Origin of the sequence: Streptomyces sp. NPDC001750 (assembly GCF_042892615.1) — a bacterium.
Taxonomy (GTDB): Bacteria; Actinomycetota; Actinomycetes; order Streptomycetales; family Streptomycetaceae; genus Streptomyces.
In genome coordinates, this window is record NZ_JBIAUE010000005.1 from 238902 (window position 1) to 254901 (window position 16000).

The 16000-nt window shown below is 72.0% G+C and carries 17 protein-coding genes; 5 read left to right on the top strand and 12 right to left on the bottom strand.

From position 1 onward, the window contains the following. Window positions 1-113: 113 nt before the first annotated feature. The 5 genes from ACFYY6_RS11285 (at window position 114) to ACFYY6_RS11305 (ending at window position 5030) form a co-directional block, all read left to right on the top strand. Complete coding sequence (locus ACFYY6_RS11285) at window positions 114-674, top strand: 3-phenylpropionate/cinnamic acid dioxygenase subunit beta (protein ID WP_351521322.1); 561 nt, start codon at window positions 114-116, stop codon at window positions 672-674. A 178-nt stretch (window positions 675-852) separates the two neighbouring features. Further along, window positions 853-1728, top strand: coding sequence for an alpha/beta fold hydrolase (locus ACFYY6_RS11290; RefSeq protein ID WP_351521320.1), 876 nt, complete (start codon window positions 853-855; stop codon window positions 1726-1728). A gap of 3 nt (window positions 1729-1731) precedes the next feature. Continuing rightward, window positions 1732-2604 (top strand): 3-(cis-5,6-dihydroxycyclohexa-1,3-dien-1-yl)propanoate dehydrogenase, encoded by an 873-nt coding sequence (gene hcaB, locus ACFYY6_RS11295; protein WP_351633919.1) that lies wholly within the window; start codon window positions 1732-1734, stop codon window positions 2602-2604. A gap of 99 nt (window positions 2605-2703) precedes the next feature. Then, window positions 2704-4278 carry a long-chain fatty acid--CoA ligase gene (locus ACFYY6_RS11300; protein ID WP_351633922.1) on the top strand — a complete coding sequence of 525 codons (1575 nt, stop codon included), beginning with the start codon at window positions 2704-2706 and terminating at the stop codon, window positions 4276-4278. A 203-nt stretch (window positions 4279-4481) separates the two neighbouring features. Continuing rightward, window positions 4482-5030 carry a GNAT family N-acetyltransferase gene (locus tag ACFYY6_RS11305; RefSeq protein ID WP_351633925.1) on the top strand — a complete coding sequence of 183 codons (549 nt, stop codon included), beginning with the start codon at window positions 4482-4484 and terminating at the stop codon, window positions 5028-5030. 204 nt (window positions 5031-5234) lie between these two features. On the opposite strand, the gene ACFYY6_RS11310 is transcribed toward ACFYY6_RS11305, so the two are convergent. The 12 genes from ACFYY6_RS11310 to ACFYY6_RS11365 form a co-directional block, all read right to left on the bottom strand. Then, on the bottom strand, window positions 5235-6056 hold the full coding sequence (locus tag ACFYY6_RS11310; protein ID WP_386608968.1) for a sirohydrochlorin chelatase: 822 nt from the start codon (window positions 6054-6056) through the stop codon (window positions 5235-5237). A gap of 8 nt (window positions 6057-6064) precedes the next feature. Next, window positions 6065-6943: an ABC transporter permease gene (locus ACFYY6_RS11315; RefSeq protein WP_351521312.1), complete on the bottom strand. Its 879-nt coding sequence runs from the start codon at window positions 6941-6943 to the stop codon at window positions 6065-6067. Beyond that, window positions 6930-7718, bottom strand: a complete 789-nt coding sequence (locus ACFYY6_RS11320; RefSeq protein WP_351521311.1) for an ABC transporter ATP-binding protein — start codon at window positions 7716-7718, stop codon at window positions 6930-6932. Before ACFYY6_RS11320 ends, ACFYY6_RS11315 begins: the two co-directional genes overlap by 14 nt. 69 nt (window positions 7719-7787) lie before the next feature. Beyond that, window positions 7788-8903, bottom strand: a complete 1116-nt coding sequence (locus tag ACFYY6_RS11325) for an aliphatic sulfonate ABC transporter substrate-binding protein (protein WP_389192783.1) — start codon at window positions 8901-8903, stop codon at window positions 7788-7790. A gap of 363 nt (window positions 8904-9266) precedes the next feature. After that, entirely contained in the window at window positions 9267-10604 is a 1338-nt protein-coding gene (locus ACFYY6_RS11330) for a GTP-binding protein (protein WP_351633936.1), read from the bottom strand. Then, window positions 10605-11540, bottom strand: a complete 936-nt coding sequence (gene cysD / locus ACFYY6_RS11335; protein ID WP_351521307.1) for a sulfate adenylyltransferase subunit CysD — start codon at window positions 11538-11540, stop codon at window positions 10605-10607. It lies immediately after the preceding gene. Beyond that, on the bottom strand, window positions 11537-12082 hold the full coding sequence (gene cysC, locus ACFYY6_RS11340) for an adenylyl-sulfate kinase (RefSeq protein WP_073785254.1): 546 nt from the start codon (window positions 12080-12082) through the stop codon (window positions 11537-11539). The genes cysD and cysC overlap by 4 nt, the downstream gene beginning before the upstream one ends. Window positions 12083-12177: 95 nt before the next feature. Continuing rightward, entirely contained in the window at window positions 12178-12942 is a 765-nt protein-coding gene (locus ACFYY6_RS11345) for a phosphoadenylyl-sulfate reductase (RefSeq protein WP_351521306.1), read from the bottom strand. Continuing rightward, window positions 12939-13118, bottom strand: a complete 180-nt coding sequence (locus tag ACFYY6_RS11350) for a hypothetical protein (RefSeq protein WP_389192786.1) — start codon at window positions 13116-13118, stop codon at window positions 12939-12941. Before ACFYY6_RS11350 ends, ACFYY6_RS11345 begins: the two co-directional genes overlap by 4 nt. Then, the gene (locus ACFYY6_RS11355) at window positions 13115-14812 is read right to left on the bottom strand and encodes a nitrite/sulfite reductase (RefSeq protein WP_389192789.1); all 1698 of its coding nucleotides are present in this window, start codon (window positions 14810-14812) and stop codon (window positions 13115-13117) included. The genes ACFYY6_RS11350 and ACFYY6_RS11355 overlap by 4 nt, the downstream gene beginning before the upstream one ends. Before the next feature lie 125 nt (window positions 14813-14937). Beyond that, window positions 14938-15021: a putative leader peptide gene (locus tag ACFYY6_RS11360; protein ID WP_310739661.1), complete on the bottom strand. Its 84-nt coding sequence runs from the start codon at window positions 15019-15021 to the stop codon at window positions 14938-14940. Between the two features lie 206 nt (window positions 15022-15227). Beyond that, a complete protein-coding gene (locus ACFYY6_RS11365) occupies window positions 15228-15854 on the bottom strand; it encodes a GNAT family N-acetyltransferase (protein ID WP_351633944.1) in 627 nt (208 codons plus the stop codon). Between the last annotated feature and the right edge of the window lie 146 nt (window positions 15855-16000).

Genomic DNA, 16000 nt, shown 5'->3' on the forward strand with positions numbered 1-16000 from the left:
CGGAACGCCCACATACGTCCCGTATGCGGGCGCCCCTCCGTCTTGCGATGCACCACATCTGACGCCGCGCGCTGATCCGCCACCGGATTACGGGACAGCCCTTAGGAGGATCCATGAGCATCCACACCCAGGACTCCGCCGCCCCCGCTCGAGGTGCGGCGCTGGACGACATGCTGCTCCACTTCGAGGTGCAGCGTTTCTACACACTGGAAGCCCAACTGCTCGACCAGCACCGCTACGCCGACTGGCTGGAGCTGCTCGCCGAGGACCTGCACTACTGGGCGCCGGTACGGACCAACCGGCTGCGGCGCCAGCAGTCGCTCGCCGACGGCGCCCCGGGCGAGGTCGCCGTCTTCGACGAGACCAGGGCGAGCCTCGCCTGGCGCATCCGGCGGTTCGACTCCGGCATGGCCTGGGCCGAGGACCCGCCGTCGCGCACCCGGCACCTGATCACCAACGTCGCCGTGCGCTTCGGTGACGAACCGGGCACGTACGTCGCCGAGTCCGATTTCCTGGTCTACCGCAACCGGCTGGAGCGCGAGGTCGACGTGTACGCGGGCGGCCGCACGGACCTGCTGCGCCGCGGGGAGGACGGGAGGCTGCTGATCGCCCGCCGCCACATCCTCCTCGACCAGAACGTGCTGCTCGCCAAGAACATCAGCACGTTCCTCTGACCGCCCGCCCCTCCTGCCGCACGCCGGGCCCGATCTCCGACCGCCGCCCGCCGTGCGACGCCCGGGACGCGCGTGGCGACCGCCGTTCCCGCACCCGCGGCAACGACCGCCCGCCGTTCCTGCCCCCGTACCGACCGGCAATCCCACCCCGCCGGCCCCGCATCCCCGTGGAGTTCCCGTGACGTCCGTCCGTACACCCGACGCCGTAGAGCCCGAGATCACCGAACACACCGTCCAGACGTCCCTGGGCACGATCTCGGTCAGTGAGGCCGGGCAGGGCCCCGTCCTGGTGATGCTGCACGGCGGCGGCCCGGGCGCCACCGGTCTCGCCAACTACCGGCAGAACCTCCCCGCGCTCGCCCCGCACCACCGGATCCTCCTGCCCGACCAGCCGGGCTTCGGCGGCAGCTACCGGCCGTCCGAGGCGGATCTGGACGCCCGCTCCATTACCGAGATCACCGTGGACGCGCTCCTGCAGGCCCTCGACGCCCTCGGCGTCGAACGGTTCCACCTGCTGGGCAACAGCCTCGGCGGCGCGGCCGCGATCGCCACCGCCCTCGCGGCGCCCGAGCGGGTCGAGAAGCTGGTCCTGATGGCGCCCGGCGGCGGCTGGCTGCCGTTCGGCCCGACCCCCACCGAGGGCCAGAAGGCGATGTTCCGCTACTACAACGGCGAGGGCCCGACCGTGAAGAAGATGCGGGACTTCATCCGTGTCATGACGGCCGAGCCCAAGCGCTGGGAGGACACGGTCCAGGCCCGGTACGAGGCCTCCCTCGACGCGAGCCACATCGAGTTCTACCACCGCTACAACGCGGCCTTCGGCAAGCGGCACGGCATGGACCCGCTCTGGCGCGACGTGCACCGGATCAAGGCTCCGACGCTGCTGCTCTGGGGACGTGACGACCGCACCATCACCCTCGACGGCGCCCAGCTCATGCTCAAGCAGATCCGCGATGTCCAGCTGCACGTGTTCGGAGGCTGCGGCCACTGGGTGCAGCTGGAGCGGCAGGCCGAGTTCGAGCGGCTCGTCAACGACTTCCTCCAGGAGCGCTGAGCCATGACCACCCCGGCACACCCCGCCACCACGGAACCGTCCGCCGGCTGGCTCGACGGCGACGTCGCCCTGATCACCGGTGGCGCCGGCGGCCTCGGGCGCGCCGTCGCGCTGCGGTACCTCGCCGAGGGCGCCGGTGTCGCGGTGCTCGACCGGGACGCCGAGCAGCTGAAGGTACTGGCCGAGGCCGCGGGCGAACACGCCGACCGGGTGCTCGCCCTCACCGGTGACGTACGCTCGACGCAAGACCTGCACGCGGCGGTCGCCGCCACCGTCGAGCGGTTCGGGAAGCTCGACATCCTGGTTCCCAACGCCGGGATCTGGGACTACCACCGCAGTCTCACGCGGCTCACGGGCGAGGAGCTGGCGGAGGCGTTCGACGAGGTCTTCGCCGTCAACGTCAAGGGCTATCTGCTCGCAGTGGAGGCGGCCTGGCGCGAGCTGGTATCGACCCGGGGCAGCATCATCATGACTCTCTCCAACTCCTCCTTCCACACCAACGGCGGCGGCCCCGTCTACACGGCGAGCAAGCACGCCTGCCTCGGTCTGGTCCGGGAGTTCGCGTACGAACTCGCCCCCAGGGTCCGGGTCAATGGTGTCGCCTGCGGCGGCATGCGCACGCAGCTGCGGGGCCCGGAGAGCCTCGGTCTCGACGAGCGCAGGATCGAGGACTCGTTCGCCCGCGCCGAGGCGGCGGGCGAACGCCCGAACGTGCCGCTGTACGAGGCGAGCGTGGAGCCGGAGGACTTCACCGGGACGTACGTCCTTCTGGCTTCCCGCCGCAACAGCGGCAACATCACCGGGGCCGTGGTCCCCGTGGACGGCGGCATCGCCGTACGCGGCTTCCGCACCGCGGCCGGCGGCGCCGGTCTCTGACCGGTCGCCCCCGCCGTCTCCCCGACCGCCTCAGCCCCACCGACACAGCTCTCCCCTCCACCGCCACAGCCGACAGTCACCGAAGGAGCCGCTCGGGTCATGGTCGACATCAGTCCTGCTGCCGCCGTGCAGCGCAGAGCGCGGTACGACTCAGCCGCCCCCGCTCTCGTCTACGAGGGCCGGACCATCACGGCCGGCGCCCTCGCCGCGACCACGGGCAGGCTCGCCGCCGGGCTCGCCGCCCTCGGCGTGCGGCGCGGCGACCGCGTGGCGTTCCTGGGTCTCAACAGCGCGACGCTGCTGGAGACGCTGCTGGCAGCCACCCATATCGGCGCGGTGTTCGTGCCGGTCAACCACCGGCTGGCCGCCGACGAGGTACGGCACATCCTCGCCGACTCGGGAACGCACACGCTGATCGCCGAGGAGAGCCACCGGTCCCTGGCGGAGTCGATCCTCGCCGAGGTCCCGGTCCGCCGGCCGGTCCTCGTCGACACCGACCCTTCCTGCCCCGCGGCCCCCGCCCCGCCCGCCGTGTGGACCCCGCTGTCCGAGGTGCTCTCCACCGACACGACGCCGCAGAGCGCGGTCCCGGTGCGGGACGACGACCTGGCCGCGCTGATGTACACGTCGGGGACCACCGGCCGGCCCAAGGGGGTCATGCTCACCCACGGCAATCTGTGGTGGAACGCGGTGAACGTCGACACCATGGTCGACACCCGGCCCGACGACGTGAACCTGGCCGTGGCCCCGCTCTTCCACATCGGCGGGCTCAACGCCCTCACGCTGCGCACGCTGACCCGCGGCGGTGTCGTCGTCGTACGCCGCCACTTCGATCCCGAGCAGTGCCTGGCCGACCTGGTGGCGCACCGGGTCACCAGCGTTTTCGCGGTCCCGGCCATGTTCGCGGCGCTCACCCGCGCACCGGGGTTCAAGGAGGCCGATCTGTCCGCGCTGCGCGCGGTGATCGTGGCGGGCGCCGCCGTGCCGCCCCAGCTCATCCGGGACTACGCGGAGTCGCACGGTGTGCTGCTGCAGCAGGCATGGGGCCTGACCGAGACGGCGCCGTTCGCCACGTATCTGCCTGCCGCGCGCACCCTGGAGAAGACCGGGTCCGCCGGTCTGCCCATGCCGTACACCGAGGTCTGCCTGATGGTCCCGGGCCGGGGCACCGTCATCGAGGAGCCGCATGTGCGCGGCGAGATCTGCGTGCGCGGCCCGAACGTCGTCGCCGGCTACTGGAACAACCACCGGGCGACCCGGGAGGCGTTCGACGACGCGGGCTGGTTCCACAGCGGCGATGTCGGATACCGCGACGAGGACGGCCACTACTACGTCGTCGACCGGCTCAAGGACATGATCATCAGCGGTGGCGAGAACGTCTATCCCGCCGAGGTCGAGCGGGTGCTGAGCGCCTTCCCCGGAGTCCACGAGGTGGCGGTCGTCGGCATTCCCCACCCGAAGTGGGGCGAGACCGTCGTCGCCGTCCTCACCTGCGAGCCGGGGGTCGAGCCGACCCTCCAGGAGGTGCGCGACTTCGGTTCCGGCCGGCTCGCCCGCTACAAGCTGCCCACCCGCCTGGTCCTCGCCCCCGAACTGCCGCGCAACGCGAGCGGCAAGCTGGTCAAGAGCCGGGTGCGGGACATCGTGACCGACACCGGGCCGACCACCGGCTGACCGGCCCGGCCGCTCTCCGCCGGGCCGGTCGGACCGCCCGTCTCCCCGGCCGACGGCCGTCCCCACCGGCCGGTGCCGAACCCTCCGGCCGGAGGCCGGGCGGCCGTTCCCCGGCCCGGTCCGCCGCACGCTCCGGTCCCCGGACCGATCGCAGTCCCCGTCCCACCGCCTGCCGGGATCCCCCATCACGAAGGGTCGCCGCCATGAAGCTCACCACCGTCGGCCACCACCCGCTGCCCGTGCCGGCCCTCCCCGGCCACGTCTCCGGATGGACCCTGCGTCCTGCCGGGTCCGCTCCCGCCACCGGGGCCACCGTCCCGTTCGGCGCGGCTCCGGCGGGCGCCGTCCGCACCTGCACGGCGAGCAGCGGCCAGGACGGCGGCCCGGTCGTCCGCGTGACGATCCACCGGGTGCTGCACCATCCGCTGCGCGGCTGCTACCCGGTCGGCGCGCACGATCTGCTGCTGGAACTCGACATCACGGAGCCGCGGAACCCGGTGTCCGGCGACGGCCGGGACACCGCGGGGCTGCTCCGCTCCCTGGTCGCGGCCCTCTTCGCGGCCGATCCGTCCTGCCGCCGCATCACGGCGGCTCCGCCCGTCGAGGACACCGCCGCCCGGGAGCGTTACGCCGCCGGAGGCTTCCGCCCGGTGGCCGAGGCCGATGTGCGCGAGGGAAGCGTGGTGCTGATGGTGGTCGAGCCCGCGCAGGTCACCACGATCGACACGGCCCTCTCCGCCATGCCGCACTGACCTGCCGCGCGGGCTGTGAGGCGTGCTCGCCGGGGGCGGCGGTCCGGAGCCGTCCGTCCGACGGCCGGACGGCGTGGGGGCGCGTGCGGATGCCGTCCGTCCGGTCCGGCGGTGCCGCGGTCGCGGGGTGCCCCGGTCGGACCGAGCGCGTCCGGTCGCGAGCCGGTCCGGCGTTGCCCGGCCGCGGAGACCGTCCGGGAACGGTTACGCGCTGAGCGTGCCCGTCCGCGCGAACCCGGCCACGTGCCCGGTCGGCGCCGCCGCTCGCGCGGCCGGGGCGCGGGCCTCGTCGTAGCGGTGCAGCAGCAGGCGGGCCAACTCCCGCGCCGGGCCCAGGACGTCGGCCAGCACATCCGCGTCGGCCGCGCCGGCCGCTATCCGGTCGGGGAGCCGGCCGGGGGCGACGACGTACGGGGCCACCGCCACCCGCCGTACCCCCTCGGCCCGTAGGGCCCGTACCGCGTCCTCGGTGCGGGGGAACCCTGCGGGAGATGCGGCGGAGGCGAACGCAGGCCGCACGGCGCACCAACCGGTGTGCCGCAGCTCCCGCGCGATTTCAGCGATCACTGCGATCGCCTCCGGGTCGGTGGAGCCCGCCGAGGCCAGGACGAGCCCGGTCGAGGCGCGGTCGCCGGGGCGGACCCCGGCCTCGCACAGCCGACGTTCCAGCGCCGCGTTCAGCAGCGGCGACGGGCCGAGCACCTCGGCCTGACGGACGCGCAGCCGGGGCAGCCGGGTCCGGGCTTCGTGCAGCACCGTGGGGATGTCGGACTTGGCGTGGAAGGCCCGGGTCAGCAGCAGCGGCAGCGCGACGACGTCGACGGTGTCACCGGCGTCCTCGGCTTCCTGCGCCGCCAGGCGTTCCAGCACCCTGGGCACGGAGGGCGCGTTGAAGTCCAGGAAGCCGGTCTCCACACGCAGCCCCGGTCGCAGCGACCGCGCCCGAGCGGTGAGCGCGTGCACGGTCGCCGCGTGCCGCGGGTCACGGCTGCCGTGGGCGATGACGAGGAGTACCGGGGCGGGCATGGCCTGGCTCAGTTCTTGACGAGGAGACCGCGGCCGCGCAGCACCCGCCGCTCCAGCGGACTGAAGATCAGCAGGTCGATCGCGATGCCGACGAACAGGATCAGGATGATGGCGAGGAAGATGCCGGGCATGTCCGCGTTGTTGCGGCCGTTCTCCAGCAACTGCCCGAGTCCCAGGCCCAGATCGGGCGAGGAGGCGATGATCTCGGCGGCCATCAGCGAGCGCCAGGAGAACGCCCAGCCCTGCTTGAGACCGGCGAGGTAACCCGGCAGCGCCGCCGGCAGCACGATGTGCCGGGTCCCGCGCAGTCCCGTCGCGCCGAGCGTGCGGCCCGCCCTGAGGAAGAGCGGCGGCACCTGGTCGACGCCCGACACCAGACCGTTGGCGACCGAGGGCACCGCGCCCAGCAGGATCACCGCGTACATCATCCGGTCGTTCAGGCCGAGCCAGATCACGGCGGGCGCCACCCAGGCGACCGACGGCAGGGACTGCAGCCCGGACAGGATCGGGCCGATCGCCGCCCGCACGGGTTTGACCCGGGCCACCAGCAGGCCCAGCGGCGTACCGATCGCCACGGCCAGCAGGAAGCCGAGCAGACCGCGCGAGACGCTGGTCCAGATGACGTCCAGGAGCGTTCCCTGGAGCCACATGTCGGTCGCGCTCTGCCAGACCGCCGCCGGTGACGGCAGCTTGTAGTCGTCGGTGACCCGGGCCCGGACGAGGAGCTGCCAGACGACGAGCACCAGGGCCACGGCCAGCAGCGGCGGCAGGACCTTGCGCAGCAGCACCTCGCGCACGGGCGTGCGGCGCTCCTGCACGGCGTCCAGGGCGTCGAGTCCGGCCTCCAGGCCCGCCAGGTCGTCGGGCTTGGTGTCAGTGCTGGCCATGGCGGCGGATCTCCCCACGCAGTTGATCGGTGATCTCGACGGACAGTTCCGCGACCGCGCTGTCCTCGATGCGGCGCGGCTGCTCGATGCCGACGGTCCACTCGCGGGCGATCCGGCCGGGGCGGGAGGACAGCAGGACGACCCGCTGGGCGAGCCGTACCGCCTCGCGCACGTTGTGGGTGACGAAGAGGACCGAGACGTTCGTCTCCCGCCAGATCCGGGTCAGTTCGTCGTGCAGCACGTCCCTGGTGATGGCGTCGAGTGCGGCGAACGGCTCGTCCATCAGCAGCAGTTGACTGTCCTGGGCGAGGGCGCGGGCCATCGCCACGCGCTGTCGCATGCCGCCCGATAGCTCGTGCACGCGCTTCTCGTACGCCCCGCCGAGCCGGACGAGTCCGAGCAGCCGCTCCGCCTCCGCCCGCCGCTTCGACCTGGGCACGCCGCGCAGGCGCAGTGCGAGTTCGATGTTGCGGCCCGCGGTCAGCCACGGGAACAGGGCGTGCTCCTGGAACATCAGGGCCGGCCGCCCGCCGGGGGTCTCGATGGAACCGGTCGTCGGGCGGTCGAGCCCGGCCACCAGATTGAGCAGCGTCGACTTTCCGCAACCGGAAGCCCCCAGGAGGGTGACGAACTCGCCGGGCGCGACATCGAGCGAGATGTCGTCCAGGACGAGTTGCGGTCCCTCCGGTCCGCCGAAGGACTTGGACACGTGCGAGATGCGGGCGGCGTGCCCGACCGCGGCACGGTCGTCGGCCCTGGTGAGCGTGGTCGCCATGGTCGTCACCTCCTGGGGATCCGACTCCGGGCTCCCGGGGACGGGACCTGGGTTCGGGTTCGGGTGGGGCTACTTGACGCCGAGACCGGCGTCGGAGACCTCGGGCCTGCCCGCGGCCTTCAGGACCTTGTTCAGCGGCTCCAGGTCGTAGATGCCGTTCAGGTCGGGCTTCTCCAGCAGCCCGGCCTTCACCGCGTGCTCCGCCTGTGCGTCGAGCGTGGCGGCCAGCGGGTCGTCGGTGATCTGGATGGACTTCCACGCCGGGTCGAGGATCTCGGCGGGCAGCGGCTTGCCGGTCAGCTTCTCCAGCGCGGCGTTCGCGGACGCCTTCGCCCTGTCCGGGTCGGCGTTGATCCACTCGTTGGTCTTCACCGAGCCGCGCAGCACCGCCTCGACGGCGTCCGGGTGCTCGGCGAGGAACTTCTGCGACACGATGATGTTGGTGATCACGAACTTGTCGTCCGGCCACAGCGACGACTCGTCGAGCAGCTCCTTCGCGCCCTCGGCGACGAGCTTGGACGCGGTGGGCTCGGGGACCCAGGCGCCGTCGATGGAACCGGACTTGAAGGCGTCCGGCGTCACCTTGTTGTCCGTGCGGACCACGGACACGTCGCCCTTGCCGCTCTGGGCGTCGACCTTCCAGCCCTTCTCGGAGATCCAGTTGAGGAAGGCCACGTCCTGGGTGTTGCCGAGCTGCGGGGTGGCGATCTTCTTGCCCTTGAGGTCGTCCAGGGTCCTGATCTTCTTCGGGTCGACGACCAGCTTGACCCCGCCGGAAGCCGAACCACCGATGATCCGCAGGGACTTGCCCCTGGACTTGGTGTATCCGTTGATGGACGGCGAGGGGCCGATGAAGCCGATGTCGATCGATCCGGCGTTCAGCGCCTCGATCTCGGACGGGCCCGCGTTGAACTGCGAGGTCCTGAGCGTGGTGCCGCCCAGTTCCTTCTGGAACAGGCCCTCCTGGTCGCCCACCAGGGCGGTGGCGTGCGTGAGGTTGGGGAAGTAGCCGATCCGTACGGTGTCCACGGAGAGCTTCTTCGCGCCGGCGGCGACGGCCGGATTCTTCGTGTCGTCGTCCTTCGCCGCGGAGCCGTAGCCGCAGCCGGTGAGCGCGAGGGCGAGCAGCGGCAGGGCGGTGACGGCGGCCAGTCGGTGGCGCGCGGTGGTACGGAGGGCAGGCACGGGAGGTGTTCCTCTCGTTGGCCCGGCGCTCATGTCCCCCGGAATCCAGGGGGACGCGGCCGGGAGTCGGCGGGTCTTCGTCTGAGCCGGCTGAACCGGATGAATCGGCCGTACGCGCGGACGAACCGGCCGTGCGTACGGTGCGCGTGCGGGCACGGTCGGTGCGCGCGGGGGCGCGAGTGGCGGGCGTACGTCATCGGGCGCATCGCGCACACCGCTCGCACCGCGCACATCGTGCGACCCCGCCCTGACCACTGCCGAGTGCGCCGCTGCCGACACGGCCGCCCTCCTTCGCGAACGTGGCGTAGACGTCCGCGAACACGGAGCGGACGTCCCCGGGCACGGAGCGGACGTCGATGCCCATCAGAAGTCCCATTCGGCGTCGTCGGCGGTGTCCTCGGCCCCGGCGCCGGACGGGGCGGCGAACGAGGTGCCCGCCATCCCGGCCGTCAGCGTCGTGCCGTCGGCCGGGTCGATCAGCAGGAAGGAGCCGGTGCGCCGGGAGTCCGCGTACGCGTCGAGGGCGAGCGGCTCCGCCGTGCGGATCACGACCCGGCCGATGTCGTTGGCGACGAGGCGACCCGGCGCCGGGTGCTGGGAGAGGTCGTCCAGGGTCAGGCGGGAGGGGATGTCCTTGACGATCGCCTTCACCGTGCGGGTGGTGTGCTTGAGCAGCACCCGCTGTCCGACGGCGAGCGGCCGGTCGGCGACGTGGCAGACGGTCGCCTCGACGTCCTGGGTCACGTCGGGGGCATCGGCCGACGGGGCGATCAGGTCGCCGCGCGAGATGTCGATGTCGTCGGCCAGCCGCAGCGTCACGGACTGCGGCGCCCAGGCGATGTCCACGCTCTCGCCGAGCGCGTCGATGGCGCCGACGGTCGACGTACGGCCCGAGGGCAGCACGGTCACGGCCTCGCCGACACGGAACGCGCCCGCCGCTATCTGGCCCGCGTAGCCCCGGTAGTCGGGGTGCTCGGCGGTCTGCGGCCGGATGACGTACTGCACCGGGAAGCGGGCGTTGCAGGCGGTGAGGTCATGGCTGACCGGCACCGTCTCCAGGTGCTCCAGCACGGTCGGCCCGCCGTACCAGTCCATGTGCGCGGACGGCTCCACCACGTTGTCACCGGCCAGCGCGGAGATCGGGATCGCGGTGATCTCCGGCACCCCCAGCGACGCGGCGTATGCGGTGAACTCCTCGGCGATCGCGGCGAACACCGGCTCCGCGTAGTCGACCAGGTCCATCTTGTTGACGGCCAGCACCACGTGCGGCACCCGCAGCAGCGCGGCGACCGCGGCGTGGCGGCGGGTCTGCTCGACGACCCCGTTGCGGGCGTCGACCAGGACGACGGCCAGTTCGGCCGTCGAGGCGCCCGTCACCATGTTCCGGGTGTACTGCACATGCCCCGGGGTGTCGGCCAGGATGAACCGGCGGCGCGGCGTCGCGAAGTAGCGGTACGCCACGTCGATGGTGATGCCCTGCTCGCGCTCGGCCCGCAGCCCGTCGGTCAGCAGTGCCAGGTCGGGGGCCTGCTGGCCGCGGTTGCGGGAGGCGTGCTCGACGGCCTCCAACTGGTCGGCCAGGACCGACTTGGAGTCGTGCAGCAGACGTCCGACGAGGGTGGACTTGCCGTCGTCGACGGACCCGGCGGTGGCGAACCGCAGCAGGGTGGTGGCCGACGACTGGTCGCTGGTGATGGTCATCTAGAAGTACCCCTCGCGCTTGCGGTCTTCCATCGCGGCCTCGGACAGTTTGTCGTCGGCGCGCGTCGCGCCCCGTTCGGTGAGCCGGGAGGCGGCGATCTCGGCGATCACGGCGTCGAGCGTGACGGCGTCGGAGTCGACCGCGCCGGTGCACGACATGTCGCCGACCGTGCGGTAGCGGACCCGACGGGTCTCGACCCGCTCGCCCTCCTTGGGGCCGCCCCAGTCGCCCGCGGTCAGCCACATCCCGGACCGGCTGAAGACCTCGCGCTCGTGCGCGAAGTAGATCTCCGGCAGCTCGATGCCCTCCCGGGCGATGTACTGCCAGACGTCCAGCTCGGTCCAGTTGGAGAGCGGGAAGACCCGGACGTGCTCGCCGGGGGCGTGCCGGCCGTTGTACAGCTGCCACAGCTCGGGGCGCTGGCGGCGCGGGTCCCACTGGGAGAACTCGTCGCGCAGCGAGAACACCCGCTCCTTCGCGCGCGCCTTCTCCTCGTCGCGGCGCCCGCCGCCGAACACCGAGTCGAAACGGTTCTGCTGAATGGCCTCGGTCAGTGGCACCGTCTGGAGCGGGTTGCGGGTGCCGTCCGGGCGCTCGCGCAGCTTCCCGGCGTCGATGTACTCCTGCACCGAGGCGATGTGCAGCCGCAGCCCGTGCCGGGCCACGGTGCGGTCGCGGTATTCCAGCACCTCGGGAAAGTTGTGCCCCGTGTCGACGTGCAGCAGCGCGAACGGCACCGGCGCGGGCGCGAAGGCCTTGAGCGCCAGGTGCAGCATCACGATGGAGTCCTTGCCGCCGGAGAACAGGACCACCGGCCGCTCGAACTCGCCCGCCACCTCGCGGAAGATGTGCACCGCCTCCGACTCCAGGGAGTCCAGGTGGCTGAGCGCGTACGGGCTGTCGGTGCCCTCCGACACGTTCGCGACGGCTCTCATGCCGCACCCCTCTCGCTCAGCAGCGCGTACAGCCGCGCCGCGGACTCCTGCACGGTCTGCCGGTGCGACTCGATCCGCAGGTCCGGCGACTCGGGCTCCTCGTACGGGTCGTCGACCCCCGTCAGCCCGCTGATCTCGCCCGCCGCCTGCTTGGCGTAGAGGCCCTTCACATCGCGCTGCGAGCAGACCTCGACCGGCGTCGCCACGTGCACCTCCAGGTACGGGGTGCCCTCCGCCTGGTGCCGCTTTCGCACCGCGTCCCGGCTGTCCGCGTACGGGGCGATGACCGGGACCAGTACCTTCACCCCGTTGGCCGCCAGCAGCTCCGCGACGAAGCCGATCCGCTGCACGTTGGTGTGGCGGTCCTCGCGGGAGAAGCCGAGACCGGCGGAGAGGAACTCCCGGATCTCGTCCCCGTCGAGGACCTCCACACGGTGGCCCTCGCCACGCAGCCGCCCGGCGAGCTCGTACGCGATGGTGGTCTTGCCCGCGCTCGGCAGACCGGTGAGCCAGATGGTGGCTCCCGTCTCCGTCACGCTCATCGAAGTCTCCCGATCAGTCGTCATCAGTCGTTCCTCGGCCGGCCGTCCCGCAGCCGCCGTCCGTCGCCCCTCGGCGGGTCCTTCGCCGCCCGTCATCAGCCGTGCAGCCCGCACTCGGTCTTGCCCCGGCCGGCCCAGCGCCCGGCTCGGGCGTCCTCGCCCGCCCGCACCCTGCGCGTGCAGGGTGCGCAGCCGACGGAGGCGTAGCCGTCCATCAGCAACGGGTTGGTGAGGACGCCGTGCTCCGTCACGTACGCGTCGACGTCGTCCTGCGTCCAGCGGGCGATCGGGGAGATCTTGACCTTCCGCCGCTTCTCGTCCCAGCCGACCACCGGGGTGTTCGCCCGGGTGGGGGACTCGTCGCGGCGCAGCCCGGTCGCCCAGGCCGTGTACCCGGTCAGGCCCTCCTGGAGGGGCTGGACCTTGCGCAGCCGGCAGCACAGGTCGGGGTCGCGGTCGTGCAGCCCCGGCCCGTACGCGGCGTCCTGCTCGGCCACCGTTCGGCGCGGGGTGAGCGTGATGACGTTGACGTCCATCACCGCCTCGACCGCGTCGCGGGTGCCGATCGTCTCGGGGAAGTGGTAGCCCGTGTCGAGGAACACCACGTCGACGCCGGGACGGACGCGCGAGGCGAGGTGGGCGACGACCGCGTCCTCCATCGAGGAGGTGACGCAGAACCTCTTGCCGAAGGTGTCGACGGCCCACTTCAGGATCTCCGGCGCGGAGGCGTCCTCCAGCTCCCGGCCCGCCCGCTCCGCCAGGAGTCTGAGGCCCTCGGTCCCGGGGGCACCGTTCCCGGCGTCCCGGGCGTCGGCGAAGTCTCCGTCCTCAACACCCGCATGTGGCTGACTGCTCGTCATGTCGCCTCCCGTTCACCGTCGTTGTGCTGAAGACCCCGGGTCAGCAGGCCCAGGAACCTGAGCTGGAACGCGCGATTGCAGGAAGCGCATTCCCAGGCGCCGTGCCCGGTCTCGTGCGGGCGCAGGTCCTCGTCGCCGCAGTACGGGCAGTGGAACGGCGCGGCACGTCCGCTCATGACAGCGACTCCGCGCTCGCCCGCGCCGCCCAGGCGGCGAACCGCTCGCCTTCCTCGCGCTCCTCCCGGAAACGGACGAGCACGCGCTCGACGTAGTCGGGCAGTTCGTCCGAAGTGACCTTCAGGCCGCGGACCTTGCGGCCGAACCCGGCCTCCAGGCCGAGGGCGCCGCCGAGGTGCACCTGGTAGCCCTCCACCTGGTTGCCGTCGGCGTCGAGCACCAGTTGGCCCTTGAGGCCGATGTCCGAGGTCTGGATGCGGGCGCAGGCGTTGGGGCAGCCGTTGATGTTGATGGTGAGCGGTTCGTCGAAGTCCGGGAGCCTGCGCTCCAGTTCGTCGATCAGCGAGGCGCCGCGCGCCTTCGTCTCGACGATCGCCAGCTTGCAGAACTCGATGCCGGTGCAGGCCATCGTGCCGCGCCGGAACGGTGACGGCTTCACCTGGAAGTCCAGCGCCTCCAGCCCGGCGACCAGCGAGTCCACCCGGTCCTCGGCCACGTCGAGGACGAGCATCTTCTGCTCGACGGTGGTGCGCAGCCGGTCCGAACCGTGGGCGGCGGCCAGGTCCGCGATCTTGGCCAGGGTGGAACCGTCCACGCGGCCGACCCGGGGGGCGAAGCCGACGTAGAAGCGGCCGTCCCGCTGCCGGTGCACCCCGACGTGGTCGCGCCAGCGGCTGCTGGGCTGCTCGGGCGCGGGCCCGTCGATCAGCGGACGCTTCAGGTACTCGTCCTCCAGCACCTGGCGGAACCTCGCGGGGCCCCAGTCGGCCATCAGGAACTTCAGCCGGGCGCGGTTGCGCAGCCGACGGTAGCCGTAGTCGCGGAAGATGCCGACGACCCCGGCCCAAACGTCGGCGACCTCGTCGAGCGGCACCCAGGCGCCCAGCCGTTCGGCGAGCCGGGGGTTGGTGGAGAGCCCGCCGCCTACCCACACGTCGAAGCCCGGACCGTGCTCGGGATGGACCACACCGACGAACGCGATGTCGTTGATCTCGTGCACCACGTCCTGCACCGGCGAACCGGAGATCGCGGTCTTGAACTTGCGCGGCAGGTTGGAGAATTCCTTGTTGCCGATGTAGCGGTCGTGGATCTCGTCGACCGCCGGGGTGCCATCGATGATCTCGTCGTCGGCGATGCCCGCCACGGGGGAACCGATGATCACGCGGGGGCAGTCGCCGCACGCCTCGGTGGTGGAGAGCCCCACGGCCTCCAGCTTCTCCCAGATCGCGGGGACGTCCTCGATGCGGATCCAGTGCAGCTGGACGTTCTGCCGGTCGGTGATGTCCGCGGTGCCGCGGGCGTACTCCTGCGAGATCTCACCGATCACCCGCAGCTGTGCGGTGGTCAGCCGGCCGCCGTCGATCCTGACCCGCAGCATGAAGTACCGGTCGTCCAGCTCCTCCGGCTCCAGGATCGCCGTCTTGCCGCCGTCGATCCCGGGCTTGCGCTGGGTGTACAGACCCCACCAACGCATGCGCCCGCGCAGGTCGTTGGGGTCGATCGAGTCGAATCCGTGCTTGGCGTAGATCGTCTCAATGCGTGTCCGCACATTGAGACCGTCGTCGTCCTTCTTGAACTGCTCGTTGCCGTTGAGCGGCGTGTGGTGCCCCACGGCCCACTGACCCTCGCCACGGTGGCGTCCGGCCTTGCGGCGGGGCATGGTGGTCGCGGGCTGATCCGGGGTGGCGGCCATGACAGTACGTCCTTCGGGACTGCAGGAGGGCGGCTCTGATCCGCACACTCGCATCGAGGCGCGGCGGTGCGCGGGGAATCACAGAGGAGAAGGAAAAGGGGGAGAACGCGGCGGTGCTGGGACTCTCAGCTCGCCGGACAGATGGCGCTGGACATGCGGCCGAGGTCGACGTGGCGTCGACTCACCAAGGCGATTCCAGTTCCGGGCATGATGGCAGCCTGGCACGCCCTTCTCGGACCAGTCCACTACCGTCCATGATGCGGACGTGAAAGTCCTGCCATACGAGACGGTGTCTCCTCCGGCATGGTGCGCACGCCAGGTGTTACGGCCGCGATGGCCCCATCCCCACCCGCGCGGGCACCGTGCCGTCGCGCCACCGCCCCGCTGCCGATTCCGTCGTGGCCCCGGCCGCTCGTTACCGCTGCGCGCCCGGCCACGGACCGGGGGTGTCCACCACGGGCTCCCGCTCCACCTTCGTGTCGAACAGCCGGAATCCCCGCCGCAGATAGTTGTCCATGGCGTGCGGACCGTCCTTGGAACACGTGTGCAGCCACACCCGCTTCGTCGGCGTCCGCTCCGGCCAGCGCTCCGCGAGGTCCCAGGCGCGGGCGACCCCGTACGACAGCAGATGACCGCCGATGCGGCGCCCCCGGAAGGCGGGTATCAGCCCGAAGTACATGATCTCGACCACGCCGTCGTCCTGCGGGTCCAGTTCGATGTATCCGGCGGGGGTGCCGTTCTCGTACGCCACCCAGGTCTCCGCCCCGGGCCGCTCCAGGGCCTCCTGCCACTGCGCGTACGTCATCGGGAGCCGGTCCGTCCACCGGATGTCGCCGCCGACCGCCGTGTACAGGAACCGGCTGAACTCGGGCAGCGGCACCTCGGACCGTACGATCCGCACATCGCCCTCGGGGAGCGCGGCGGGGCGCAGGTCGTCCGGGGAGGTCTGCTCCAGGGACCAGATGGTCACCTCGTCGGTGGCGGGGGAGACACCGGAGTCGGCGGGGCCGTCGGTGGCGGCGGGGCGTGCGGGGTTGTTCATGGCTGCCAGGGAACCATGCCGGACGCCTCGCGCCCAAGCCGGTCCCGCCCCGCCCGCCCCGTACGGCGTGCCCCCGCCCGGGCCGCACGCCCGCCCCCGCTCACGTCGTACGGCTCCACCGGGCCCTCCGCGCCCCCGACCCCGGC